The sequence below is a fragment of the Pistricoccus aurantiacus genome, from assembly GCF_007954585.1.
GTDB lineage: Bacteria > Pseudomonadota > Gammaproteobacteria > Pseudomonadales > Halomonadaceae > Pistricoccus > Pistricoccus aurantiacus.
Genome location: NZ_CP042382.1, coordinates 828677 through 854406 on the forward strand (window position 1 = coordinate 828677; position 25730 = coordinate 854406).

At 61.7% G+C, this 25730-nt stretch carries 24 protein-coding genes; 12 read left to right on the forward strand and 12 right to left on the reverse strand.

The genetic code is table 11. The features are described 5' to 3' along the window. Positions 1-46 precede the first annotated feature (46 nt). The 4 genes from gmk to FGL86_RS03975 all read left to right on the forward strand — a co-directional run bounded on the left by gmk (position 47) and on the right by FGL86_RS03975 (position 3657). Positions 47-679 (forward strand): guanylate kinase, encoded by a 633-nt coding sequence (gene gmk, locus FGL86_RS03960; RefSeq protein WP_147183377.1) that lies wholly within the window; start codon positions 47-49, stop codon positions 677-679. A gap of 114 nt (positions 680-793) precedes the next feature. Next, on the forward strand, positions 794-1048 hold the full coding sequence (gene rpoZ / locus FGL86_RS03965) for a DNA-directed RNA polymerase subunit omega (protein WP_147183378.1): 255 nt from the start codon (positions 794-796) through the stop codon (positions 1046-1048). 46 nt (positions 1049-1094) lie between these two features. After that, a complete protein-coding gene (locus FGL86_RS03970) occupies positions 1095-3221 on the forward strand; it encodes a RelA/SpoT family protein (RefSeq protein ID WP_147183379.1) in 2127 nt (708 codons plus the stop codon). A gap of 46 nt (positions 3222-3267) precedes the next feature. Next, on the forward strand, positions 3268-3657 hold the full coding sequence (locus FGL86_RS03975) for a RidA family protein (protein ID WP_147183380.1): 390 nt from the start codon (positions 3268-3270) through the stop codon (positions 3655-3657). A gap of 67 nt (positions 3658-3724) precedes the next feature. Here FGL86_RS03975 and FGL86_RS03980 read toward each other — a convergent pair whose 3' ends face one another. After that, entirely contained in the window at positions 3725-4600 is an 876-nt protein-coding gene (locus FGL86_RS03980; RefSeq protein ID WP_147183381.1) for an SDR family oxidoreductase, read from the reverse strand. A gap of 78 nt (positions 4601-4678) precedes the next feature. On the opposite strand from FGL86_RS03980, the gene FGL86_RS03985 reads away from it, so the two are divergent. After that, entirely contained in the window at positions 4679-5617 is a 939-nt protein-coding gene (locus tag FGL86_RS03985; protein ID WP_147183382.1) for a hydrogen peroxide-inducible genes activator, read from the forward strand. Then, the gene (recG, locus tag FGL86_RS03990; protein WP_147183383.1) at positions 5614-7707 is read left to right on the forward strand and encodes an ATP-dependent DNA helicase RecG; all 2094 of its coding nucleotides are present in this window, start codon (positions 5614-5616) and stop codon (positions 7705-7707) included. The genes FGL86_RS03985 and recG overlap by 4 nt, the downstream gene beginning before the upstream one ends. 143 nt (positions 7708-7850) lie before the next feature. On the opposite strand, the gene FGL86_RS03995 is transcribed toward recG, so the two are convergent. The 3 genes from FGL86_RS03995 to FGL86_RS04005 all read right to left on the reverse strand — a co-directional run bounded on the left by FGL86_RS03995 (position 7851) and on the right by FGL86_RS04005 (position 9913). After that, complete coding sequence (locus tag FGL86_RS03995; RefSeq protein WP_147183384.1) at positions 7851-8210, reverse strand: hypothetical protein; 360 nt, start codon at positions 8208-8210, stop codon at positions 7851-7853. Positions 8211-8307: 97 nt separating this feature from the next. Next, positions 8308-8589 carry an HU family DNA-binding protein gene (locus FGL86_RS04000; RefSeq protein WP_147183385.1) on the reverse strand — a complete coding sequence of 94 codons (282 nt, stop codon included), beginning with the start codon at positions 8587-8589 and terminating at the stop codon, positions 8308-8310. A 163-nt stretch (positions 8590-8752) separates the two neighbouring features. Next, positions 8753-9913, reverse strand: coding sequence for an NAD(P)/FAD-dependent oxidoreductase (locus FGL86_RS04005; RefSeq protein ID WP_147183386.1), 1161 nt, complete (start codon positions 9911-9913; stop codon positions 8753-8755). Between the two features lie 86 nt (positions 9914-9999). On the opposite strand from FGL86_RS04005, the gene FGL86_RS04010 reads away from it, so the two are divergent. The 3 genes from FGL86_RS04010 (at position 10000) to FGL86_RS04020 (ending at position 12819) form a co-directional block, all read left to right on the forward strand. After that, complete coding sequence (locus tag FGL86_RS04010; protein ID WP_246131724.1) at positions 10000-10548, forward strand: chorismate--pyruvate lyase family protein; 549 nt, start codon at positions 10000-10002, stop codon at positions 10546-10548. A gap of 28 nt (positions 10549-10576) precedes the next feature. After that, positions 10577-11461: a 4-hydroxybenzoate octaprenyltransferase gene (gene ubiA, locus FGL86_RS04015; RefSeq protein WP_147183387.1), complete on the forward strand. Its 885-nt coding sequence runs from the start codon at positions 10577-10579 to the stop codon at positions 11459-11461. 248 nt (positions 11462-11709) lie between these two features. Then, complete coding sequence (locus FGL86_RS04020; RefSeq protein ID WP_246131725.1) at positions 11710-12819, forward strand: histone deacetylase family protein; 1110 nt, start codon at positions 11710-11712, stop codon at positions 12817-12819. An 80-nt stretch (positions 12820-12899) separates the two neighbouring features. On the opposite strand, the gene cysZ is transcribed toward FGL86_RS04020, so the two are convergent. Then, positions 12900-13637, reverse strand: coding sequence for a sulfate transporter CysZ (gene cysZ, locus FGL86_RS04025; RefSeq protein ID WP_147183388.1), 738 nt, complete (start codon positions 13635-13637; stop codon positions 12900-12902). Between the two features lie 124 nt (positions 13638-13761). Here cysZ and FGL86_RS04030 point away from each other — a divergent pair, with 124 nt between their 5' ends. Continuing rightward, positions 13762-14169 (forward strand): acyl-CoA thioesterase, encoded by a 408-nt coding sequence (locus FGL86_RS04030; RefSeq protein WP_147183389.1) that lies wholly within the window; start codon positions 13762-13764, stop codon positions 14167-14169. 33 nt (positions 14170-14202) lie between these two features. Here FGL86_RS04030 and FGL86_RS04035 read toward each other — a convergent pair whose 3' ends face one another. The 4 genes from FGL86_RS04035 to hexR are packed head-to-tail and all read right to left on the reverse strand — an operon-like array spanning position 14203 to position 19639. Beyond that, positions 14203-15294 (reverse strand): TRAP transporter substrate-binding protein, encoded by a 1092-nt coding sequence (locus FGL86_RS04035; protein WP_147183390.1) that lies wholly within the window; start codon positions 15292-15294, stop codon positions 14203-14205. 52 nt (positions 15295-15346) lie between these two features. Then, the gene (gene uvrD / locus FGL86_RS04040; protein ID WP_147183391.1) at positions 15347-17551 is read right to left on the reverse strand and encodes a DNA helicase II; all 2205 of its coding nucleotides are present in this window, start codon (positions 17549-17551) and stop codon (positions 15347-15349) included. A gap of 52 nt (positions 17552-17603) precedes the next feature. Next, positions 17604-18713 (reverse strand): glycosyltransferase, encoded by a 1110-nt coding sequence (locus FGL86_RS04045; protein WP_186764468.1) that lies wholly within the window; start codon positions 18711-18713, stop codon positions 17604-17606. A 56-nt stretch (positions 18714-18769) separates the two neighbouring features. Then, the gene (gene hexR, locus FGL86_RS04050; protein ID WP_147183393.1) at positions 18770-19639 is read right to left on the reverse strand and encodes a transcriptional regulator HexR; all 870 of its coding nucleotides are present in this window, start codon (positions 19637-19639) and stop codon (positions 18770-18772) included. Between the two features lie 255 nt (positions 19640-19894). Between hexR and FGL86_RS04055 the strand changes: the two genes are divergently transcribed. Further along, complete coding sequence (locus FGL86_RS04055; RefSeq protein WP_147183394.1) at positions 19895-20095, forward strand: PA3496 family putative envelope integrity protein; 201 nt, start codon at positions 19895-19897, stop codon at positions 20093-20095. 49 nt (positions 20096-20144) lie between these two features. Here the strand turns inward: FGL86_RS04055 and FGL86_RS04060 are convergent, their stop codons facing one another. After that, positions 20145-21485: a sodium-dependent transporter gene (locus FGL86_RS04060; RefSeq protein ID WP_147183395.1), complete on the reverse strand. Its 1341-nt coding sequence runs from the start codon at positions 21483-21485 to the stop codon at positions 20145-20147. A 350-nt stretch (positions 21486-21835) separates the two neighbouring features. Beyond that, the gene (locus tag FGL86_RS04065; protein WP_147186079.1) at positions 21836-22708 is read right to left on the reverse strand and encodes a DUF72 domain-containing protein; all 873 of its coding nucleotides are present in this window, start codon (positions 22706-22708) and stop codon (positions 21836-21838) included. Positions 22709-22832: 124 nt separating this feature from the next. Here FGL86_RS04065 and FGL86_RS04070 point away from each other — a divergent pair, with 124 nt between their 5' ends. Next, a complete protein-coding gene (locus tag FGL86_RS04070; RefSeq protein WP_147183396.1) occupies positions 22833-23813 on the forward strand; it encodes a DMT family transporter in 981 nt (326 codons plus the stop codon). Positions 23814-23890: 77 nt separating this feature from the next. Here the strand turns inward: FGL86_RS04070 and glmS are convergent, their stop codons facing one another. After that, positions 23891-25726, reverse strand: a complete 1836-nt coding sequence (gene glmS, locus FGL86_RS04075) for a glutamine--fructose-6-phosphate transaminase (isomerizing) (RefSeq protein WP_147183397.1) — start codon at positions 25724-25726, stop codon at positions 23891-23893. Positions 25727-25730: the final 4 nt, after the last annotated feature.

The following is a 25730-nucleotide window of genomic DNA, read 5'->3' on the forward strand; positions in this document are numbered from 1 at the left end:
CGATACTACGCCTCCCTTTCCATCCCCTTCAACCGACGGCCCGGCTATGTCCCAAGGAACCCTTTTCATCGTTTCCGCCCCTTCCGGGGCCGGCAAGACCAGCCTGGTGCGCGCGCTTCTCGAGCGACTCGACGATATCCAGGTCTCGGTGTCCCATACCACCCGCCGGCAGCGTCCCGGCGAACAGGACGGGGTCAACTATCACTTCGTCTCCATCGAGACCTTCGAGCACCTGATAGAACGCGGCGATTTCTTCGAATACGCCAGGGTCTTCGATCACTATTACGGCACCTCGCGCCCGGCGGTTCAGGCGCTGCTGGCCGCGGGTCAGGACGTGATCCTGGAAATCGACTGGCAGGGGGCGCGCCAGGCGCGGGATCAGATGCCGGAGGCGATCTCGATCTTCATCCTGCCGCCGTCACGGGAAGCGCTGCAGGAAAGGCTGATCGAGCGCGGCACGGACGACGCGGCGATCATCCAGCGGCGCATGCGGGATGCGATCAGCGAGATGTCGCATTTCGACGAATACGAGCAGGTGATCATCAACGACGATTTCGCCACCGCCCTGGCGGACCTGGAAGGCCTGGTGCGCGCCGCTCGCTGCCGCCTGAGTCGGGTACGCGAACATCACGCGGGGCTGATTGGCGCACTCTTGTCACAAGACGAGCGCCTCAAGTAGACTGGTTTATTGCGCGCTGCAGCGAAACCCCTTTCTGGCGTTTGTTCTGGTCCTGTCGGCAGTGTCGCAATCCGCATTCTGTCACCCATTGCTGCTAAATAAGGTACCTGTCCCATGGCGCGAGTTACCGTCGAAGACTGTCTGGAGCATGTCGAGAATCGTTTCAAGCTGGTGATGATTTCCACCCAGCGCGCCCGGCAACTGGCCCGCGGCTCCCGGGACGCGCTGCTTCCCTGGGAAAACGACAAGCCCACCGTGATGGCACTGCGCGAGATCGCCGCGGGAAAGATCGATGAAAGCGTGCTCGACGAACCCGTCGAAGCCCCGGTGCGTCAGCGTCCGCCGATCATCGAATTCAGCGAGGAATAAAAATTTTCCAACGCATCCGTTTTTCCTGGTAACACAGGCGCGCGCAATGTTCACCATCGATGACCTGGCCGATCGTCTCGACAGCTACCTTCCCCGGCATGAGATTCAGCAGGTCAAGCGCGCCTTCTATTATGCGGAACAGGCCCACGACGGTCAGCGTCGCCGCTCCGGCGAGCCCTATGTCACCCATCCCCTGGCGGTAGCCAACATCCTCGCCAACATGCACATGGATCACGAAAGCCTGATGGCGGCCATGTTGCACGACGTGATCGAGGATACCGGCATTTCCAAGGCCGCCCTGACGGAGCAGTTCGGCGAATCCGTGGCGGTATTGGTGGACGGCGTCTCGAAGCTGACCCAGATCACTTTCGAAGACAAGGCGGTGGCCCAGGCGGAAAACTTTCAGAAGATGGTGCTGGCGATGTCCCAGGATATCCGGGTGATCATCGTCAAGCTCGCCGATCGCCTGCACAACATGCGCACCCTGGGCGCCCTGCGCCCGGACAAGAAACGCCGCATCGCCCGGGAAACCCTGGAAATCTACGCCCGCATCGCCGGGCGGCTGGGTATCAATACCATCCGCGTGGAGCTCGAGGACCTGTCCTTCCAGGCGATCTATCCCATGCGCGCCGAACGCATCAAGCGCGCGGTCAGCAAGGCTCGCGGGCATCGTCGCTCCGCCATCCAGCAGATTCAGCGCGCCCTGCAGAAGTGCCTGGACGACGAGGAGCTGCCGGGTACCGTCAGCGGACGACAGAAGCACCTGCTGTCGATCTATCGCAAGATGCGCGACCAGCAGAAGCCGTTCGCGGAAATCATGGACGTGTTCGGCTTTCGTATCACCACGGACAGCGTCGACAGTTGCTATCGCATTCTCGGCGCGGTGCACAATCTCTACAAGCCGGTGCCCGGGCGTTTCAAGGACTATATCGCCATTCCCAAGGCCAACGGTTACCAGAGCCTGCACACCACCCTGTTCGGGGTCGGCGGCATGCCCATCGAGGTGCAGATTCGCACCCGGGAAATGGAGGCCATGGCGGAAAATGGTATCGCTGCCCACTGGCTCTACAAGGCCGGCCAGACGGAACGCCCCATCGCCGCCGGCAGTCATGCACGAGCACGGGAGTGGGTGCGCGGTCTGCTGGAAATGCAGCGCCGGGCCGGAGATTCCCTGGAATTCATCGAACACGTCAAGAACGACCTGTTCCCAGACGATGTCTACATATTCACCCCTCGAGGCGACATCATGGAACTGCCTCAGGGCGCCACGGTGATCGATTTCGCCTACAGCGTGCATACGGATATCGGCAACAGCTGTATCGCCTGTCGTATCGATCGCCACTTGGCGCCGCTGTCGACTCGCCTGGAAAGCGGCCAGACCGTAGAGATCATCACCGCCCCGGGTGCCAAGCCCAGCACCCACTGGCTATCCTTCGTGATCACCGCCAAGGCGCGCTCGGCGATTCGCCACGCCTTGAAGCATCAGAAACAGCTTGAATCCGTGACCCTTGGCCGCCGGCTGCTCGACAAGGCGCTGGCGGATTTCGATACCAGTCTCGACGCCTTTCCCCGGGGGCATCTTCGGCCCCTGTTGGAAGAGTTCGGCTACAAGCGCGAAGACGAACTGCTGGAATCCATCGGCCTGGGCACACGGCTGGGTTACGGGGTTGCCCGGCGGCTGGTGGACATGCTGCCCGGGCATCATCTCGATACGGTCAGCCACAGCAACGACCCGGTAGTGATCAGCGGCGCCGAGGGCATGGTGATCAACTTCGCCCGCTGCTGCCACCCCCTGCCCGGGGACTCGGTGATCGGCCATCTTTCCATGGGCAAGGGGATCGTCGTGCACCGGGCGGACTGCCGCAATCTGGCGGAACTCCGGGACGAGCCGGAGAAACTTGTGGCGCTGCAGTGGTCGCCGAACATCCAAGGGGATTTCCCGGTGGGACTGCGTATCGAAATGGAAAGCCGACGCGGGCTGGTGGCGGAAATCGCCAGTCTGGTAACGGATGCCGGCGCCAATATCGAGCGTATCGGCATCGAGGAGCGAGACGCGCGACTCTCCATCATCAACCTGATCCTCGCCGTGCGCGACCGGGTACATCTGGCGCGCATCATCAAGCGCATGCGCAACCTGCATAACGTCGGGCGCATCTCGCGGGTGCGTAACTGACGCTATGTGATTGCTTCCCAACCTGCATCACTCAAGGAGATGCTTCATGAGCAACAAAGCCGTGATCAATACCGACAAGGCTCCCGCCGCCATCGGTCCCTATTCTCAAGCCATCAAGGCCGGCAATACGGTGTATTTCTCCGGGCAGATCCCCCTGGATCCGGGCACCATGGAACTGGTGTCCGAGGACTTCGAGACCCAGGCCCGCCAGGTGTTCAAGAATCTCAGCGCGGTCTGCGAGGAAGCCTCCGGTTCGTTGAAGGATATCGTCAAGCTCAACCTGTACCTGGTCGACCTGGCGCAATTCGCCATCGTCAACCAGGTCATGGAAGAATTCTTCAGCGCACCCTTCCCGGCCCGCGCCGCCGTCGGTGTCAAGGCACTGCCCAAGGGCAGTCAGGTAGAAGCGGAGGCGGTGATGATCCTCGGCGATTGATAGCGGTTATCCGCTGCGTCGAACCGGTGGCGCCACCCTCGCCACCGGCCCATTTCAAGAAGCGCGTTCAGGCCTTCTGCGGGGTCAGAAAGCCGCCTTCCTCGAGTACCTGAGCGTAACCTTCCCGATAGCTCGGATAGTGAAAGCGATAGCCGCTGGCCAGCAGCCGGGCGTTATTGCAGCGCTTGCTGGCGCGCTTTCGCAGCGGTGACTGGATCACCTCCGTAGCCTCTACCTTGAGCTTGCCGGCGATCCACTGCATTACCTCATGCAGCGGCGCGGAATCGCAGTCCGTGGCCAGATACAGGGATTCCAGGGGCTGATCCTTGAGCGCGGCGTCGATCAGGTGCGCCAATACCCCAGCGCAGTCGTCTCGATGGATGCGATTGGAATACATCGGCGGCGAGACGGCGACAATACGGCCCTCGCCGACCTGGCGAATCAGGCGGTCGCGACCGGGGCCATAGATACCGGAAAACCGCACCACGGTACCGGGAATCTCCTGATTCGAGAGCGCCTGCTCCGCCTCGATCATCAACTGCCCTGAGAAACCGCCGGGTTCGACGGGGCTCTGCTCATCCACCAGTTCCCCGTCCTGCTGGGCGTAGACGCTGGTGGAGGAGACGAAGAAAAGGCGCCGGGGCGGCGTCTTGCGGGTCGCCAGTTCCTTGAGTACCGCCTTGAGACCGTCCGGGTAGGCGGCGCGATAGGCAGCTTCATCGAAGCGACCGGCGCTGAGCACGTAGACGACGATGTCCGCCTCCGGCAGTGCCGCGAGAGCCCCCTCCTCGTGTATATCCAGCGAAAGGGGTTCGATACCGCTGCCCTCGAGGGATTCCGCCCGGCGACGCACGCCGATCACCCGATGACCGGCCTTCAACAGCACCTGACCCAGGACAGTACCGATATCGCCACAACCAATAATCAGAGTCGTCTTCTTCACCTTTACCTCACCGCTTGATAAAACATCCCTATTAGAAACCGCTTTTCCGTAAAATCGGAGGATGCCCAAGGCATTACCATGACTCTAACAGAACTCCGCTACATCGTAACCTTGGCCCAGGAGCGTCATTTCGGCCGGGCCGCCGAGCGCTGCTTCGTTTCCCAGCCGACGCTTTCCGTGGCGGTCAAGAAACTCGAGGACGAGCTCGAGGTGGCGCTGTTCGAACGCTCCAAATCCACGGTGCAGGTCACGCCTCTTGGGGAGCGGATCATCGAGCAGGCCCAGCGGGTACTGGAACAGTCCAGCGTGATCAAGGAGCTTGCCAACGCGGGCAAGGACCAGTTGGCCAGTCCGATACGCATCGGCGCGATCTACACCATCGGGCCTTATCTTTTTCCCTACCTGGTGCCGGAACTGTCCCGACGGGCACCGCAGATGTCACTGTACATCCAGGAGGGGCTGACCGGCGGGCTGCGGCGCAAGCTGCGTAACGGCGAGCTGGACGTGATCATCGTCGCGCTGCCCTTCACGGAAACCGATGTGCTGACCAAGGCGCTCTACAAGGAGGACTTCGAGGTATTGATTCCTGCGGATCATCCTTGGGCCAAACGGGAGAGTATCGACAAGGAAGATCTGCTCAAGGAGCGCCTGCTGCTGCTCGGCGAAGGCCACTGCTTTCGGGATCAGATCCTCGAGGCCTGCCCCGCCATCGTCGACAAGCTGAACAGCCCGGACAATACCCTGACCGCGGAAGGCGGTTCCCTGGAGACCATCCGCCACATGGTGGCCTCAAGACTTGGCATCACCGTGCTGCCCCAGTCCGCCATCGGCACCAACCATTACGAGAACGGCATCCTGACCAGCCGCCCCTTCTCTCGGGAGGTACCGTCCCGTACCGTGGCCATCGCCTGGCGGGCCAGCTTTCCCCGGCCCAAGGCCATCGACGTGCTGACGGACGCCATCAAGGCCTGTCGTGAACATCAACTCGATAGCAATCCTTTGATGAATACGCCATGAGCGAACCCGGCGACGATACCCTTGGCCAACCCGTCGACAGCCTCAAGGGGGTCGGCGAGGCGCTCGGCGCCAAGCTGGCACGGCTGCGTATCGCCCGGGTCGTCGATCTGCTGTTTCACCTGCCCCTGCGCTATCAGGACCGCACGCGAATCACGCCCATCGCCACCCTGCGTGCCGGTCAGGAAGCGGTGGTGGAAGGCGAGGTGGCGGCAGCGGAGGTGGTCAAGGGGCGCCGGCGTAGCCTGCTGGTGCGCTTGAAGGATGACACGAGTCTCCTCAGCCTGCGCTTCTTTCACTTTTCTCCGGCCCAGCAGCAGCAGTTCCAGCCCGGCACCGCGGTACGCTGCTTCGGCGAGGCCCGGGCCGGGGCCACCGGCCTCGAGATCTATCATCCGGAGTATCGTCTGCTCAGAGCCGATACCCCGGTGGAGGAGCATCTCACCCCGATCTATCCCACCACGGAAGGACTGCCGCAAACCCGCCTGAGGGCGCTGATCGATCAGGCCCTGACGCTGCTGGAAGAGGCCCCCAGGGCGCTGCCAGACTGGATTCCCGAGGCGCTTCGCAAACGCTTCCGCCTGCCGGAGCTGCAAAGTTCGCTGCGCTATCTTCACCAGCCGCCGCCGGAAGCGAACCTGGAGCAGCTGGCGGAGGGCCGTCATCCTGCTCAGCGGCGGCTGGCGCTGGAAGAACTGCTGGCGCATCAGCTGAGTCTGCGGGAAGTGCGCCAGCGCATTCAGCAGGACGGGGCTCCTCGATTGCCTTCCGGCTGCAGCCTGCAGGCGCGCTTTCTGACTCAGCTGCCGTTTTCCCTGACCGGCGCCCAGCGTCGGGTGCTGGACGAGATCGCCCATGATCTGGAGCGTCCGATTCCCATGCTGCGCCTGGTGCAGGGAGACGTAGGCTCCGGCAAGACCGTGGTGGCGGCCATGGCGGCGCTGGACGCCATCGCCGGCGGCTGCCAGGCGGCGATGATGGCGCCCACGGAAATCCTCGCGGAGCAGCATTTTCGCACCTTCCGAGACTGGTTCACGCCGCTGGGCGTCGAGGTGACCTGGCTCGCCGGCAAGCTCCAGGGCAAGGCGCGGCTGGACACCAAGGCAGCCATCCTCGATGGCCGCGCCCGCATGGTAGTGGGCACCCACGCGCTGTTTCAGGGGGACGTGCACTTTCAGCGCCTGGGCCTGGCGATCATCGACGAACAGCACCGCTTCGGCGTGCATCAGCGCCTGGCGCTGCGGGAGAAAGGCGAGGCCGGCGGCCTGACCCCGCACCAGCTGGTAATGACCGCCACGCCGATTCCCCGCACCCTGGCGATGAGCGCCTACGCGGATCTCGACGTCTCGATCATCGACGAACTGCCCCCGGGACGCACCCCGGTGAAGACCGTGGCGGTGCCGGACGAGCGGCGTCCCGAGGTGGTCGAGCGCATCCGCAGCGCCTGCGCGGAAGGGCGCCAGGCCTACTGGGTGTGCACCCTGATCGAGGAATCCGAGGCGCTGACCTGCCAGGCGGCTCAGGTCACCCGGGAAAGCCTCACGGAAGCCCTGCCGGAACTGGCCATCGGCCTGGTGCACGGACGCATGAAGGCGGCGGAGAAAGCGGAGGTGATGGGCGCCTTCAAGGCCGGCGAGCTGGATCTGCTGGTGGCTACCACGGTGATCGAAGTGGGGGTCGACGTGCCCAACGCCAGCCTGATGATCATCGAGAACCCGGAGCGCCTGGGGCTTTCCCAGCTGCATCAACTGCGCGGCCGGGTGGGACGTGGTTCCACGGAGAGTTTCTGCGTGCTGCTCTATCACCCGCCGCTGTCCGCCCACTCCCGAGAACGCCTGGCGGTGATGCGGGACACCACCGACGGCTTTCGCATCGCCGAGAAGGACTTGGAACTGCGCGGCCCCGGCGAAGTGCTGGGTACTCGCCAGACCGGCCTTGCCCAGATGAAGATCGCCGATCTGGAACGGGACAAGGATCTGCTCGACAGGATACATTCCCTGGCCCAGGCGCTGTTGGAAGAAGCACCCCAGGCCAGCCGGCCGCTGATCGAGCGCTGGCTGGGGGAGGAAGCCGGGCGATACGGGCAGGTGTGAGAACCTATGCACGACCTGCTACGTGTCGGCCATACATCGTTAAATTCGCTCTCAAAATGCTCATTTACTGCGTGTAAACTGCGCTTTTTCGCCCGAATTTGCCTTGTCTGGCGCTAACTCGCTAGCTCGTGAACAGGTTCTGGCTAACGCATTTCGCCGAGCAATTTCTGCAGTTTTTCCAGATCCGAGGAGTCGCCCACCAGGCGGACTTCATCGTTCATCATGCCGCGCAGGAAAGCCTTCTGAGAGGGTTTCTTGAGAATTTTCAGGGCCGCCTGCTGATTGGCAAAGCGTAGTTCCAGGTCCAGGTCCACCGGCAATCCGGTCGCTGTTTCGATACCCCGAGGCGACATGCAATAGTGTCGGGCGATGGTGAGATCTTCCGTGGCGATTCCCCAGTCGAGGCCTCGATAGCGCTCCAGCAGCTCACGAAAGCGTGGCTTGCGCTTGAACGCCCGCTTGAGCATGAAACCCAATACCCACAGCATTAAACGAAGCTTCATGACGGCTCCCGGCGGCAAGAAAAGAGAAAATGAAAACAAAGGAGCGAAAACGTGATGGCGAACAGGCCGACTACCTCGGTAGCCGGCCAGGCGACGGCTACTTCTTGTTGCCTACCGCCTCCTTGAGTCCTTTGCCGGGTTTGAACGCCACGGTCTTGCTGGCGGGAATGGTCATCGTTTTTCCGGTTTGCGGGTTCTTGCCACTACGTTCCGCGCGCTCACGCACGGTGAAGGACCCGAAGCCGATCAAGGCCACATCCTGCCCCCTGGCCAAGCTGTCGGTGATTTCATCAAGAATCACGTTGAGCACCTGGCCAGCCTTGTCCTTGGTAAGATCAGCACGCTCGGCGATCGCCGAGGCGAGTTCTGGCTTGCGCATGAAGCCCTCCTGATTTGGCTATCATGAGGCGACAGTGCCGCCCTGGCTTTTTGTCACTAACATCCTTGGATAACGAACTTGCTTTTCAATTCGCGCTGTTCGAGACACCGCGCGACAAGGGTGCCACGAAACCATTCGCCGCAAAACGCCGAATACGACGCCTTTAGCCTAGCAACGCGGGCGATGCTCGCGCCAGTTCGACTTTCCGCCGCACCCGGTCTCCTGTCAATGCAAAGCCCAGCAAATTGCCTCGGGCATCTTCCGCCAGAGCGGTCATGTTCGGCGCCTCCCCTTCCAGACGCCAGCGCGCCGGTTCCTGAGCAGGCGGCAACGCCACCACCGGCAGCGCCGGTGTCTTGACGATGATCGGCCAGGGGCCATAGCTGACCTTCGTAGGCTCCCCGCTGAGGGTCGCCGCCAATGCCTTGGCGCTGGCCTGCAGCGGCTGCACGTACATGGCGTTGATGCCCGCCACGCAGGCCACGTCCCCCAGGGCATGAATCCCCGGCGCACTGGTACGCAGATAGCGATCCACATGAATGCCCGCCGCGCTTGTCTCCAGCCCGGCTCGCGCCGCCAGACCGGTCCTTGGCGCAAGACCGGTGGCCATCAGTACCAGATCCGCCTCGAGTACCTGGCCGTCATCGAGATGTACAGCGATCCGGTCGCCCCCTGCTTCCATGCGTTCGAGAAGACGTCGAGTATGCAGTTCGATCCCCGTTCGCTCGAACGCCTCGCCCAGCGCCTTGCCCAGCGGCTCCGGCAGCAGGCGCGCCAAAGGCGCGGTTTCCGGCGCGATCATGACGACTTCATGGCCGCCGCCGCACAGGTCGTTAGCGTACTCGCAGCCCACCAGGCCGGCGCCCAGAATGGCGACTCGCGCGGAGCCGCTGTGACGATTCAAGGCGCGATAAAAAGCCCGGTAGTCGTCGAGATCATTGATGGTGAAAACACGGTCCGTCAGCGTCTCGGGAAGGGCAAAAGGCGCCTGGGGCTCGGCCCCCAAAGCCAGCACCAGATCGGAATAGGGCAGAATTTCGGCGCCGAGTTCGATATGCCGAGCCCGGGGATCGATGGCGGTAACCCGGGTATGGGTTCGCACTACCGCATCCAGCTGGTCCGCCACCCCCAGCGCCGAGTGGCTGGCCAGCCGCTCCGGCGTCAGCCCCTTGGCGAAGCCGGTGGACAGCAGCGGCTTGGAATAGTCATCGCCACTGTCCGCGGTGATCAGGGTGATGGGACGTTGCGGGTCTCGACGGCGCAGCTGACGGGCCAGGCCCAATCCCGCCATGCCGGTGCCGAGAATGATCAAGGGGTCACGCATAAGGCTCCCTACGGGCGCTTTTCGAACACAAGACGGTGGAAAGCGCATGATACACTAGCGCGCTTATCATTGACCCGGAGCCAAGGATGCCTGGCAGACCAATCTCTTCCTCGCGAGCCATCTTTCACTGGTATCCGGCGCCGGCGGCTCGTCCTTCGATGAGCCCCGCCTGGTGGCGCTGGATTTCCTCCCAGGATTCCTTGACCGCTCGCTTGATTCGGGCCGCCGGCGACAGGCCGTTTCGGGTCAGGCTGCTTGACCAGGGCATGGCACGCCCTTACCGGGATGAAGCCCTGGCTCTGGGCATCGGCTTGCAGCGTCTGGCCTGGTGTCGGGAAGTCGCCCTGTGTGTCGACGAACGTCCCTGGGTGGTGGCCCGTTCCGTGGCACCGCTTTCCGGGCTTCGCGGCCTGCGGCTCGATCGTCTGGGAGAGCGCTCTCTGGGCAGTTGGCTGTTTCAGCAGCCGGATCTCGAGCGCGGACCCATCGAGGTGACGCATCACGCACCTTCGTTCTATGCCGCGGACGGCTGCTGGGGGCGGCGTTCGGTACTCGAGCATCGCCGCCTGAGAATTCTGGTGCAGGAATTCTTCCTGGACGCCATGGCGGATGAACTCCAATTATCATCGCGCTAGGATAGGCCCAATCGCCCTGGAGATTTCGATGGAACAGACGCTGCGCCCCCGCGGACTGGCCCGACTGCCGGATTTTTTGCGCCTGACTCGCCTGGATCGGCCGATCGGTACCTGGCTGCTGATGTGGCCGACTTTATGGGCCCTGTGGATCGCCTCGAACGGCCTGCCCAGTCGAGAGTTGCTTCTGATCTTCATCGGCGGTGTCTATCTGATGCGCGCCGCGGGCTGCGTGATCAACGACTACGCGGATCGTCGAGTGGACGGCCACGTCAAGCGCACCAAGGACCGGCCCCTGGCCACCGGGCGCATCAGCGAGAACGAGGCCAGGCTCGTCTTCGTGCTGCTGGTGCTGGGGGCGTTCGGGCTGGTATGCCTGACCAACGTCTACACGGTGATGCTGTCCAGCGGCGGCATCCTGCTGGCCTGCGTCTATCCCTTCATGAAGCGCTACACCCACCTGCCCCAGCTGTTTCTGGGGGCGGCCTTTTCCTGGTCGATTCCCATGGCCTTCGGCGCGGTGCTGGAGGAGGTGCCGCCGGTGGCCTGGATCCTGTTCGCCGCCAACCTGGTCTGGACCGTGGCCTACGACACCCAGTACGCCATGGTGGACCGGGACGATGACCTGAAGATCGGCGTCAAGTCCACCGCGGTGCTGTTCGGCCGCGCGGACAGACAGATCATCGGTATCCTGCAGCTGGCCACCCTGGCGCTGCTGGCCTGGGCGGGAACGCGTCTGTGGCTGGGCGGCTTCTACTGGCTGGGTCTTGCCGCCATGGGAGCGATCTTCGTCTACCAGCAGTGGCTGATTCGCGACCGCTCTCGAGACCACTGCTTTCGCGCCTTCCTCAACAACTATTGGGCGGGACTGGTGGTGTTCGCCGGCCTGGCGTTGAGCCTGTGGCCGACTATCTGAAAACGCCGACATGGTGGGACCACCTCCCTTTCAACTACCTTTCATGTTCAACGGGTTATTATTAACCCGGCAAGCATTTATGTCGGGTTAATTGCGGCACAGGGAAGTGCCGCCGCCGGCCGGTAGGTCGGCGCGAGCCCGCGTCACACCAGCAGATTCACTCATCTGCGCCAGTGTGGCGGGGGCGACAATCAAATAGGTCAGGATGACCTATTTGATTGCCAGGTTAATAAACAGGGGAATATCCCGTGGCCGACAAGACCCAAGTGATCGTGTTCTACGACGAGCGAATGCTGGCCCACAAGCCGGACCCGGATGCCTCCTTCCTGCCCGGACGCATGGACAAGCGGGTGCGCCAGATACTCGCCGGGCTGAATGGGCCCTGGAAATACCCGGAGCATCCCGGTCGGCTCACCGCGATCAAGCAGCTGCTGGATCTCGAGCCCATCCCCGGGGTGCATTTCGAAAGCGGCTCGGCGGCGACCCGGGAGCAGCTCAACCGGGTACATACCAACGCCTATCTGGAGGATATCTTCCAATTACGCGGCAAGTGCGCCTGGCTGGATGTGGATACTACGGCGGTATCACCGGATAGCATCGCGGCGGCGGAGGTAGCGGCGGGCACCGCCGTGGCAGCGGTCGAAGCGGTCGCCGCCGGGCGTACCGAGAGCGCCTTCGCCCTGGTGCGTCCTCCCGGCCATCATGCGGAGCCGGTGCGTGCCCGCGGGTTCTGTCTATTCAACAACGTGGCCGTCGCCGCTGCTCATGCCCAGGCTGCGCTCGGCTACCGGCGCGTGATGATCGTCGACTGGGACGTCCATCACGGCAACGGTACCCAGGACATCTTCTGGGCGGATCCGGACGTGCTGTTCTGCGATATCCACCGCGCGGCACCCTTCTACCCGGGTTCCGGGCGACTGGAGGATATCGGCGCGGGGCTCGGGGAAGGTACCACCGTCAACATTCCCATGCCGGCGGGATCGGGAGACGCCGCCTACCTGAAGGCGTTTCGAGACATTCTGGTGCCTGCGGCGCAGTGGTTCGAGCCGGAGCTGATTCTGGTCTCCGCGGGCTTCGACCCTCACTGGAACGACTTGGCGATGAATGTCTCCTACGAAGGCTTCGCCGCGATGACCGGCATCCTGCAGGCCTTGGCACGAAAGCACTGCGATGGCCGGCTGGTATTCGTTCTCGAAGGCGGCTACAACCTGACCTCGCTCTCGCATGGGGTCAAAGCCGTGCTGGAGGTGCTCGCCGGGGCCGAGCCACCTCAGCCGGAAAGCTGCGGTATCGCGGAGGTCGAAGCCGCAGCCGCCTATCACCGCGAAGCCTTTATCCCGCCGGATAGCGATGCCTGAGCCGTTCATTATCGACTGACCGGGATTTACCGCCGTTGCGTTAGCCTGATTCGGCAACGGATTGCCTGCTCATTGGCAAGCTATCCCTTCACCACCGGCGTTACGGCGTCATCGCGATAATGCCTATCCCACATCAAGACCGAGCCGGCCACGGCGCCGGGCAGCAGGAAGATATTGGCCAGGGGAATCCAGGTGATGAGGGTCACCCAGCCGCCGAAGGTCAGGGTCGACCAGGTGCGGGCGCGTAGTCGCCGGCGCATCTCCGCGAAGCTGACCTGGTTGTTGTCCATCGGGTAATCCAGGTAGGTGATGGCCATCATCCAGGCGGAAAACAGCGCCCACAGGAAGGGCGCTGCCAGATTGAGGGCGGGAATCCAGCCGATCACGAAGAGCACCGCCATGCGCGGCAGTATATAGGCCAGCTTGACCAACTCCCGACCCATGGCATCGATGCCGGTCTTGAGCAGGCCACGATCGTCCGCCGGCGGGCGGCCGGTCACCTGAATTTCCACCTTGGCGGCAAGAAAGCCGTAGAAGGGCGCGGCGATCAGATGAGTGATCAGCGTAAAGGTAAAGAACACTATGAGAATCAGCGTTGCCACGAACAGCGGCCAGATCAGCCATTCCAGCCAGTTGAGCCAACCGGGTACCGCCGCCATCCAGCTATCCAGCCAGCCGCCGAAATGCCCCAGCACATAGTAGAGCCCGCCGCCGTAGACCAGCAGATTGACCAGGATCGGCAGGAACACGTAACGGCGCAGGCCCGGACGAAACACCAGGCGAATGCCGCGGGTCACGGCGGTAAAGGCATCGAGCATAAAACGAGCGCCTCCGGAATAAATTGAATTGATTCAATGGGTATCGTTGATGTTATGCCTTAATATGGCAGTGCAGCAATTTGCTCAATCACCCTGCTCAATAACTTCAACAAGGCATGTTTCCATGATCGATCTCGACGACGTCCCCACGCCTCAGGGCGATCTCACCCTGAAACTGCTGGCTTCGCGACAGGATACCAATCTTTACGGCGATATTTCCGGCGGCTGGCTGATCAATCACATGGATCAGGCGGCGGAACTGGCCGCAGGCCGACAGGCCCATGGCCGCACCGCCACCGTGGCCATCGAAGCCATGGACTTCCTTTCCCCGGTGCGGGTGGGCTCCATGGTCAATATCTTCACCCGGGTACAGGAAATCGGCCATAGCTCGATCAAGATCGACGTGGAGGTATGGATTCGTCTGCCTCAGGAGCGCAACCCGCAGGAGTTGCACAAGGTCACCGAGGCGCGTTTCGTGATGGTAGCCTTGGACGAGAACGGCCGTATCCGCGCCGTGCCCAACGGCGCTTGAAGGCGCCATCCTTTCGCTGATGACGTCGCTCTATCAGCCCTTGGCGACGGTTTCGCGGTTTTTTAGGTAGGCGAATTCGCCGATATCCGTGTAGCCGCTGACCAGCTGCTGGAACTGGCGATAGGAGTCGAGGATGCGCTTTGAATCCGCATCCTGCTCCGCCTGGCGGGCCAGAACCTCCTGCGACGAATCGTAGAGCGCCTTGAGTACATCCTCGGGAAAGCTCTTCAGCTTGACGTCGTGTTCTTCCACCAGCGTCTTGAGCGCCCGGGCGTTGTGATAGGTGAACTCGCTGATCATCGCCAAGTTGGCGGAACGAGTGGCTTCGCTGACCACCGTTTGCAGCTCTTCCGGCAGTGCCTTCCAGGCATCGAGATTGACGGTGCCCTCGAGCGCCGCGCTGGGTTCGTTCCAGGCGGTGGTGTAGTAGAACTCCGCCACCTGATAGAGGCCGAAGGCCAGGTCGTTGTAGGGGCCGACCCAGTCCGCCGCGTCCAGCACCCCGGTCTGCATGGCGGTGAAAATCTCGCTGCCGGGCATGTTCAGCGTGGTCACGCCGATACCTTCCATGGCTTCTCCGGCGAGCCCGGGCAGGCGCAGCTTGAGCCCCTGCATATCCTCAAGGGAGTTGATTTCCTTCTTGAACCAGCCCGCCATCTGGGTGTTGGTGTTGCCCACTACAAAGGGCTTGAGGTTGTGCTTGGCGTAGAGCTCGTCCCAGAGCTTCATGCCGTCCCCCTGATAGAGCCAGGCGTTGGTTTCCGCGGTGGTCATGCCGAAAGGCACCGCGGTGAACATCTGTGCCGCCGGCACCTTGCCCCGCCAGTAATAGGCGGCGGAATGACCCATCTGGGCGGTGCCGGAGGATACCGCGTCGAAGACCTCCAGCGCCGGCACCAGCTCCCCGGCGCCGTAGACATCCACCTTCATGCGTCCGTTGGAAAGCTGCTCGATGCGCTTGGCCAGGTCGTTGGCCCCGGTGCCCAAGGCGGGAAAGTTCTTCGGCCAGGAGGTGACCATCTTCCAGCGCACCTGATTCTGGGCCTTCGCGGTGGAGACGAAGGGCGCGGCGGCGACTCCGGCGGCAGCCGCGCCGAAAGTGGTCAGAAACTTGCGGCGTTGCATGGCGGTTACTCCTTGTTGTTGATCGTATAGTTGTCACTGACGGTTATAAAGATCAAAGCGGCGTCAGCTTGGCAAAGCCCAGTACTAACCATTTGTCGCCTTCGCCTTCGAAACTGACTTGCACCCGGGCGCGCTCGCCGCTGCCTTCCGCGTTGAGGATCACCCCTTCGCCGAACAGCGGATGGCTGACCCGTTGGCCCAGGGACAGGGTAGGCAGATCGCCTTCGCCGCCGACGCTCGACTGGCGGGATAGCCCCGTCGCCGGGCGATTGGCGCTGACCGGGCGGGAAATCTGTCCCCGCAGGCGCACTTCCTCGAGCAGTTCCTCCGGCAGTTCCCGCAGGAAGCGGGAGGCGCGCTGAAAGGTTTCCTTGCCGTGCAGGCGGCGGAGTTCCGCGTAGGTCAGGTAGAGCTTCTTCATCGCCCGGGTCAGGCCCACGTAGCAGAGCCGGCGCTCCTCTTCCAGACGCCCGGGTTCCTCCAGGGACATCTTGTGGGGGAACAGACCCTCCTCCACCCCGGCAATGAACACCACCGGAAACTCCAGGCCCTTGGCGGAGTGCAGGGTCATCAGCTGCACGCTATCCTCGAACTCGTCCGCCTCGTGGTCGCCGGCGTTGAGCGCCGCCTCGGAGAGAAACGGCTCCAGGGCCGCGGCGCCTTCGCCGATCTCCTGCTCCATCACCTCGCCCTGCACGAAGGCCCGGGCGGCGTTGACCAGTTCCTCCAGGTTCTCGACCCGGGCCTGGCCCTTCTCCCCCTTCTCGTTGCGATGATGCTCGATCAGGCCAGTGATCTCGAGCACATGGGTGACGATCTCGTGGAGCATCATGCCGGCGGTGTCGTTGTCCAGGCGTTCGATCAGCTCGATGAAGCCCTTGACCGCGGTGGCGGCGCGGCCCTTCAGGGTACCGTCCGCCAGACAGGCTTCCGCCGCCTGCCACAAGGAGAGATTCTCGCTGCGGGCGCGATTCCGCAGCACTTCCACGCTGCGGGTGCCGATACCCCGGGCGGGTACGTTGATCACCCTTTCCAAGGAAGCATCGTCGTCCCGGTTGAGCAGCAGACGTAGATAGGCCAGGGCGTTCTTGATCTCCAGGCGCTCGTAGAAGCGCTGACCGCCGTAGATGCGGTAAGGCATTCCCTGGCGGATCAGGGTTTCCTCCAGCACCCGGGACTGGGCGTTGGAGCGATAGAGAATGGCGATCTCCCGGCGATGAAAGCCCTCGTCGATCTTCTCCTTGAGGGTATCGACGATAAACCGGGCTTCATCCAGGTCGTTGAAGCCGGCGTAGACGGAAATGGGATCGCCCTTGTCTCCCGCGGTCCACAGCGCCTTGCCCATGCGCCCCGTGTTGTGGTCGATCAGGGCGTTGGCGGCGTCGAGAATCGCGCTGGTGGAGCGGTAGTTCTGTTCCAGGCGCACGGTCCTGGTATCGGGGAATTCATCTTCGAAGCGCTGAATATTCTCGACCCGGGCCCCGCGCCAGCCGTAGATCGACTGATCGTCGTCCCCCACCACGGTCATCGGAATGCGCTGGCCGGTGATAAGTTTGAGCCAGGCGTACTGCAGGGTGTTGGTGTCCTGGAACTCATCCACCAGCACGTGGGCGAAGCGCTCCTGATAGTGGGCCAGCAGGGCGGGATTGTCCCGCAGCAGCTCGAGGCTTCTCAGCAGCAGCTCACCGAAGTCCACCAGTCCACCGCGCTCGCAGTTCAGCTGATAGCGCTCGTAGAGCTCGACCATCTGGGTGAGGTAGGCGTCGCCGTGGGTCTGCACCTGGAAATGGCGCAGCCCTTCCTCCTTGCAGCCGGAAATGAAGTATTGCACCTGACGCGGCGGGAAGCGCTCGTCGTCGATGGAATGCTCCTTGAGCATGCGCTTGACCAGCCGCAGCTGATCGTCGGAATCGATGATCTGGAAATGCTGGGGTAGCCGGGCGTCCTGCCAGTGGGTGCGCAGCAGCCGGTGGGCGATGGAGTGGAAGGTGCCCACCCAGATATTGCGCAGGGACAGGCCCAAGAGTGCTTCCAGGCGGGTACGCATCTCCTTGGCGGCCTTGTTGGTGAAGGTCACCGCGAGGATCGCGTAGGGAGAAAGGCCTTCGGTCCGCAGGAGCCAGGCGATGCGATGCACCAGCACCCGGGTCTTGCCGGAACCGGCGCCGGCCAGCACCAGCATGTTGCCTTGGGGGGCACTCACCGCCTCCCGCTGGGCCGGGTTGAGATGATCGAGAATCGCCGTGACGTCGTCCATGGAAGGCTACTTTCGAGGTCGAAAATGGACGGCAAGCTTAACATATTCCGCTCTAACCTTTGGCCGGCTCGGCAAGCGCGAGATAATGCTCGACCACCGTCTCCAGGCGGAAACGATCGCAGCTATCCTCGGGAATCGTGGGTGGATGCGATACTACCCGTCGAATGGCCGCCGCGAAGGCCGCCGTGTCATCCAACGGAACCAGGCCCTCCTTGAAGCGCTCTCCAAGGATCTCCGCGGGCCCACTCGGGCAATCGACGCTCACTACCGGGGTACCGCAGGCAAGCGCCTCCGCCAATACCAGGGCAAACCCTTCGGAATCCGAACTGAGCAGAAGCGCCCGCGCCTGCTTCATGTAAGGATAGGGATTGTCCCTGGGACCGACCATGCAAACGTTGCCACTTAACTTCATCTCGGCAATCAGCGCTTCGACACGCTCGCTTTCCCTGCCTCCCCCGACCAGCAGAAGAGGCAGGCCGACGCCGCTGTCCCGATAGGCGGCCAGCAGGCGATCGAAACGCTTGTGACGCTGATCCATACGCCCCACGAAGACCAGATAGTCCGGGGGAGCGTCATTCACCGAATCCTCGGCAAGGGTGCGAATACGCGCGATGTCGAGAGGGTTATGAATGGCCCGCGCCGCTCGGGGATGAACGTCGAAGTGTGCCGTCAGACGTTCGAGCATACCCTGAGATACGGTGACCAGACGCTTGCGGTTGTATAGCTTTCTGACCTTGCGCCGCTTCAGCCAACGTCCCAGGCCGCGCTTGTTGCCGAGAAAACCCGTGACCGGATCCGCGTGTAGGCAGTACCAGGCCTGCTCCGAGAGCCTTGACCGCACGACCACCTGGTGGGCGTGATGCAGATGCGCCAGCACCAGATTAAAGGTGCCTTGCCGGTCGTCGAGCCAGGCATCGAACTGGCGGGCATGGCTGGCGTAGCGTTGCCAGCGTTCGAAACGATTCGAGGCGGCGTAGGGTAACTTGACGATCTCGACGTCGACGGGTAGTTCATAGCGCTGACGATCGCTCAGGATAACCAAGGTAACGCCGACCCCGGCCCGGTGCATACCAAGAATCAGATCCCGAACCACGATCGGCGCACCCCCGGAATCCAGGTGATCGATCAGAAAGAGAACCTTGGCTGCTGATGAAGTCGGCATGGAACATCCGCGTGATGACGTTTCATGGTGCATGACACGCTCTTGGATTCATCCTGTCAGGATGCGCTATTCGCTTGCTGCTCCGAAAAGCGCAGCGGCGTGAGACTTTTCTTTACCGTCCTGAGCTGCTCCGCCAGCTTGGGGCCGCGGGTCTTGGCCACCCCCACCGCGAGAACATCGATCAGCACCAGATGGGCGATGCGTGAACTCATCGGGGTATAGATTTCCGTGTCCTCGTGCACGTCGATATATAGCGGCAGACTGACCTCCTCCGCCAGGGGCGAGCCGTGGGGGCAAAGCCCGATCACCGTGGCACCGGCTTCCCGGGCCAGGCGCACGCTGGCCACCAGCGCCCGAGTGCGGCCGGTCTGGGAAATCGCCACCACCACGTCGCCGGGCTTGAGGGTCACCGCGGACATGTTCTGCATATGCGGATCGCTGTAGGCGGAGGTGAAGATCTGCAGACGAAAGAACTTGTGCTGGGCGTCCACCGCTACCGCCCCGGAAGCGCCGAAGCCATAGAACTCCACTCGATCCGCCATGGCCAGGGTATTGATCGCCTGGCTCAGGGCATCGTTGTCAAGGCGGTCACGCACGGACAGCAGAGTGCCCACGGTGGAGTCGAAGATGCTGTGGGAGAACTCCGACACGCTGTCACTGTCGTTCATCGAGAACTGGGCGAACTGGCTGCCGGTGGCGAGCATCTGCGCCAGTTGAAGCTTGAAATCCTGGAAACCGTTGCATCCCAGGGCACGACAGAAGCGCACCACCGTGGGCTCGCTGACCTTGGCCTCCGTGGCCAAATCAACGATACGCATATGAATGACGTCTTCAGGATTGCGTAGCACGAAGCGCGCGACTTTCTGCTCGGAGCGTCGAAAGTGCTCCATGCGGCCTCTCATTTCATCGAACAGGGCACGGCTCACGATTCGCTCCTGGGTCCATTGAAAAACATTCATCTGGCGGGTCGCGCCGAAATAAAGGGGTTCATTATGCCTCAGCGACGCCAAGGCTGACGATGAATTAACGTCGATAAAGTAACCCAACTCCTTTTTTCATCATTTTGTCAATGGGGTTATAGTAAGGATTATCGTTAAAAGTGAATGCCGGCCAAGGCCGCGTTTCCTGCCTGGGCGAATGCAAGAACGATGAGGCTTCACCGTTAGTCAGGAGTGTCGAACATGCGTAATGTCGAACAGCTGTCCTCGGTCAAGAGTGAACTTCTCGACATCTTCATGGGACTGGAGGCTATCGAACATCAGCAGCGTCGCAAGACCGCCGCCACCCGTCATCTGCGTGCCCGTCGCGGCATCGAATTACATAAGGAATTCAAGACACTGGAGCGCGATATCGCGGATTACGCCGACGATCGATTGCAGTAGCGCGATCCAGCCCCGCACGGATCTATCGGGGCTGGATCAAATCAGCGTTTCACAGGCTGCTGATAAATACGATGATCACGCCGATCGGCGCGATAAAGCGGCTGGTGACGTGCCACAGCATGGCGCCGGTACCTCCCAGCTTGAGTTCCTGGACCACGCCTTCTTTATTCAGGAACCAGCCGACAAAGACGATAGCAGCCAGGCCGGTCAAGGGCATCAGATACTTGCTGGTCAGGTTATCCAGGAAATCGAAGATACTCAGCCCTAGAAGCGTCACGTCGGACCAGGCGTTGAAGGACAGCAGCGCCGCGATGCCCAGTGCCCAGGTCGCTGCCCCGGCCACCAGGGTCGCCCAGGTTCGAGACAAGGGGGTGCGTTCTTCCACGGTTTCCACCACCGGCTCGAGCAGAGAAATCGCCGAAGTGAGCGCGGCAAAGGTCAACAGCAGGAAGAACAAGAGTCCCAGGATCACCCCGCCGGTCATGTTGCCAAAGGCCAGCGGCAGGGTAACGAAGATCAGCCCGGGGCCAGAACTCAGATCCAGGCCGTTGGCGAAGACGATGGGGAAGATCGCCAGGCCCGCCACCAGCGCGAAAAGCGTATCCAAGATAATCACGGTGGCAGCCGTGGACAGCAGATTGACCTCCTTGCCCAAGTAGGAGCCATAGGCCAGCATGATGCCCATGCCCAGGGAAAGGGTGAAGAAGGCCTGTCCCATGGCGGCCAGTATTATATCTCCCCCCAGCGCACCCCAATCCGGGTTGAACATGAAGCTCAGGGTTTCACCGAAGTGGCCGGAAAACATGCCGTAGCCCACCAGCACCAGCAGCAGTATGCCCAAGGCCGGCATCATGGTGCGTACCGCGCCTTCGAGTCCCGCGGTCACTCCTCTTGCGACGATCCCGATGACCAGGATCATGAACACGGAATGCCATAGCAATAGCGTGCCGGAATCCGCCAGCAGGCCGTTGAACAATTCACCGATGGCGTCCGCATCCTGGCCGCTGAAGGCGCCGGTCACCGAGCCCAGGGTATAGGAAAGCGACCAGCCGCCGATCACGCTGTAAAAGGACAGGATGATGAAGGCAACCAGCACGCCGCTGACACCTACCAGCCCCCAGGCCTTGGAACGCCCTTCCTGCCTGGCGACATCGATCATGGTATTGATGGGATTCTTCTGGCCTCGCCGGCCCAACATCCACTCCGCCACCAGAATGGGCAGACCCACCAGGGCGATACAGATCAGGTAGACCAGCACGAAGGCGGCGCCGCCGCTTTCCCCCACCATGTAGGGAAATTTCCAGATATTGCCCAGGCCCACCGCGGAACCGGTAGCGGCAAGAATGAAGGTCAGTCGGGATGACCACTGCGCATGGGTTATTTTTGCCATGATTCACCTTGAGGTTACGTGTTGTCATCGATCGATCAGATGCAATGACCTTTATGCTTGTTGTTGCCACGATCCTGCTTCTCGGATCACGACCCTAGCACCACGGATCGCGCGCTGCTAGCTCCAGCCTGTCTGCGATTCGACCAACGTCTGGCGACGCAAGGATGTCCGGAGAACTCGCAGGATAGGCGAAATTCCTACGACTATCACCCTTGCATGACACTTTCACAATCAACGTTGAAAGCCGCCTTAGCCAAACTTCGATATTACACCCGACTCGAAGAAGTGAAACCGGTTGTGGATAACTTGTTTTGACGCTTCAGCTCGGTCGTTGAGTTCAGGATTCAGATTTACAATAGCGGCTGTTGCCGTTCGCCGGGAAACTCCCTGAGTGGATCGAGATCGATGCCGTCCTTGAGGCGGCGATATAACGCTCTTGCCAACTTGGGTGCGCCTCGGTTATCCGGAGTATGCACAAATAAGAAAGGGGTTTTCCCCTGTTTTATCCACAGGGCAAGCTGTTCAATCCAAGGTGTGAAGCACGCTTGATTAATAGTGTCTTCGAAGTGGCCAATAAAGCGAATCAGCGGGAAATTCCCCGTTGAGATCACATGTAATGGGCGTTTGGGCTTTTCCTGACGTGCCTTGATCAGAGCCGAAGATGGATCGATCGATGAAGAAAACACGGCGCGAACATCCAGCATCACTCGATCGGCAGCGTAAGTTATCAACAATCGGTTTAGGTCGCGTTCCGCCTGCCCCTTGTGGAAAAATTCCTCATGACGCACCTCCACCGCGCAGGGAATAGACGGTGGCCAGCGTGCCAGCAGGGCTTCCAGAAACGGTAGTTCTCGAGGACCGAAATCTCGCGGCAGTTGCACCATCATCGGTCCCAGGCGATCGTGCAGTGGCGCAAGCCTGGCAATGAAATCATCGAATTCCCTTTCGATTCCTGCCAGCCGCTGTTCATGGGTCAAGCGCGCCGGCAGCTTGAAGCAGAAACGAAAGTCCTCGGGCGCCTGGCGCGCCCAGTTGACTACCGTTTCCACTTTCGGCGCGCCACTGTAGAAGGTGGTATTGCCCTCCACAGCGTTAAAGACCTTTGCGTATTCTTCAAGCCAGTCGCCGCTCTTGCTGTGGGGTGGATATAGCGTACCCCGCCAATCCGAATTGGCCCACATGGGCAGACCGAGATGCAGAGTGGGTCTTGAAGCGTCTGTCATGATGATAACCCTGCCTTGTCCGATGGAGGGTGATTGAATCAATCCTCGGACTGAAGTGTATGACCAGAGAGAAAACAACAGCGAATTTATTGTCGAGCAGGCTGTAATCGCTTGAATTCCTAACATGCTAACGACATGCTCGACGCTTGCTGTCTTTCATCGAATCATCCGTCGCCTGGAACCTGCCTTCATGTGGATGCCGCTGACCTTCGTTCTATTATTCTCGACCGGTTTTATCGCCGCGCGATTCGGCACCCAGGATGCCGAACCTTTTACCTTGTTGCTGACGCGCAGCCTGGTGGTGCTACCGGTGCTGGGGCTGATCCTGGTGGCGCTTCGCAAGCCACGTCAATGGGGCGACGGCAAGGCGCGCCTGACTCAGATGGGTATCGGCATGCTGCTGCACGGTGCCTATCTAGGCGGCGTGTTCGCCGCGGTCGAGGCAGGGCTGCCGGCAGGATTGACCGCGCTGCTGGTCAGCCTGCATCCACTGGTTACCGCGGCGCTTTCCTTGCCGCTGTTCGGCGTTCGGCTGAATATCAAGCAGTGGGCGGGACTGGTCTGCGGCGCGATAGGAGTCAGTCTGGTGCTAGGTGCCGGATTGCTGGGCGAGGACATCAACACGACCAGCGAATGGCCCCTGATCGGGCTGGTGTGGTGTCTGGTGGCGCTACTGGGCATGTCCAGTTCAACCCTGTGGCAAAAACGCGCCGGGGGTCGCCTGGGCATGGTGGAAGGCTTGATATTTCAGTATCTGGGGGCGGCGCTGGTCTTCATCGTCGCCGCTGGCCTCGTGGGTAGTTTTGAATTCGACCCCACGCCGCGGCTACTGTTGACGCTTGCCTGGCTGGTGATTGCCATCTCCGTGGGCGCCATCTGGCTATTGATGCTGATGCTGGAGCGCGGTGAGGCGCATCAGGTGGCACGCATGTTTTTTCTGGTGCCGCCCTGCGCGGCGCTGATGGCCTGGCTGCTCTTCGACGAACAATGGAGCCCGCTGATGGTGGTCGGCGCCGCTCTGGTGGTGGGCGGGCTGGTACTGGATCGACCGAAAGCCAGGCCGGCGCGCTCTCCGATACAAGCATCGGAAGCCGCCAGACGTTAAATAAACATGACCCCATGAACCGAAGCGCGCCCCCTAAATTAGCGAGCGCGCTTTACACCACGTCAAAATCTGAAGCCCTACTCCACCGTCACGCTCTTGGCCAGGTTGCGCGGCTGGTCCACGTCGGTGCCCTTGAGTACCGCAACATGATAGGAAAGTAGCTGCAGCGGCAGGGTATAGAGGATCGGCGCCAGCGCCTCGTCGATATGCGGCAACCGCAGTACCCGGATGCCTTCGCCTTCCTTGAGATGCACGTTCTCGTCGGCGAAGACGAACAGCTCGCCGCCGCGAGCGCGGACTTCCTGGAGATTCGACTTGAGCTTCTCCAGCAGTTCGTCGTTGGGGGCGACGGCGATCACCGGCATTTCGTTGTCCACCAGCGCAAGCGGGCCGTGCTTGAGCTCTCCCGCCGGGTAGGCTTCCGCGTGAATGTAGGAGATTTCCTTGAGCTTGAGCGCCCCTTCCATGGCGATGGGAAAATGCGCGCCGCGACCCAGAAACAGGGCGTGGTGCTTTTCCGCGAAGGCGGTGGACAATGCTTCGATTTCACTATCCAGGGCCAATACCCGGCTGACCATCCTTGGAAGTTCGCGCAGTGCCGCGACGATTTCCGCCTGACGGCCCTCATTGACGCCACGCACCTTGCCCAGGGCCAGGGCCAGCAGCATCAGGGCGGTCAGTTGAGTGGTGAAGGCCTTGGTGGAAGCCACGCCGATTTCCGGTCCGGCGTGGGTCATCAGGGTCAGATCGGATTCCCGCACCAGGGAGCTGCCCGGCACGTTGCAGATCGCCAGCGCGCCGAGATAGCCAAGCTCCCGCGAGAAACGCAGCGCCGCCAGGGTGTCCGCGGTTTCGCCGGACTGGGATAGCGTGACGAACAGGGTATTTTCCGGCACCACCACCTGGCGATAGCGAAACTCCGAGGCCACTTCCACCTGAGTGGGAATGCCCGCATATTTTTCCAGCCAGTAACGCGCGGTCATGCCCGCATGATAGCTGGTGCCGCAGGCGATGATATGGATCTGCTTGACCCGGGAGAACAGGGCTTCCGCCTCGGTGCCGAAGCTGTTGACCAGCACGGAGCTTTGCGCCAGTCGCCCTTCCAGGGTCTTGGCGATGACCGCCGGCTGCTCGTAGATCTCCTTGAGCATGAAGTGACGGTAGTCGCCCTTGCTGGCGGCGCCGTCACCGTGCTCGAAGATCTTGACCGGGCGCTCCACCGGCTTGCCGTTGATATCAAAGATCTCGATGCTGCCGCCTTGGCGCAGGCGTACCAGATCGCCTTCTTCCAGATAGATGAAGCGGTCGGTGACCTGCAGCAGCGCCAGCGGATCCGAGGCCAGGAAGGCTTCCTCGATACCCACGCCAACCACCAATGGACTGCCTTGACGCGCGCCGATCAGCGTCTCCGGCTCGCTGCAATGCGCTACGCCCAGGGCATAGGCGCCGTCCAGCGAAGCCAGAACCCGGCGCACACCTTCGAATAGATCCGCTTGACGGTCCACTTCACGAGCCAGCAGATGCGCCACCACTTCAGTATCGGTTTCCGAAGTGAAGACGTAGCCCTGGCCTTCGAGTTCCGACTTGAGGCTCTCGAAATTCTCGATGATGCCGTTATGCACCACCGCCAGGCTTTCGCCAGACTGGTGAGGATGGGCGTTGCGCTCGCTGGGCTTGCCATGGGTCGCCCAGCGGGTATGGGCAATGCCCAACTCGCCGCTGAGCGGCGCTTCTTCCAGGCATTCTTCCAGGGCGGCGACCTTGCCCACCGCGCGACGACGATCGAGCTGTCCTTGCGGCGATATCACCGCCATGCCGGCGGAATCATAGCCGCGGTATTCCAGTCGCTTGAGTCCTTCAAGCAGAATGCCCTGTACATTGCGAGCCGCCACGGCCCCGACGATTCCACACATGATG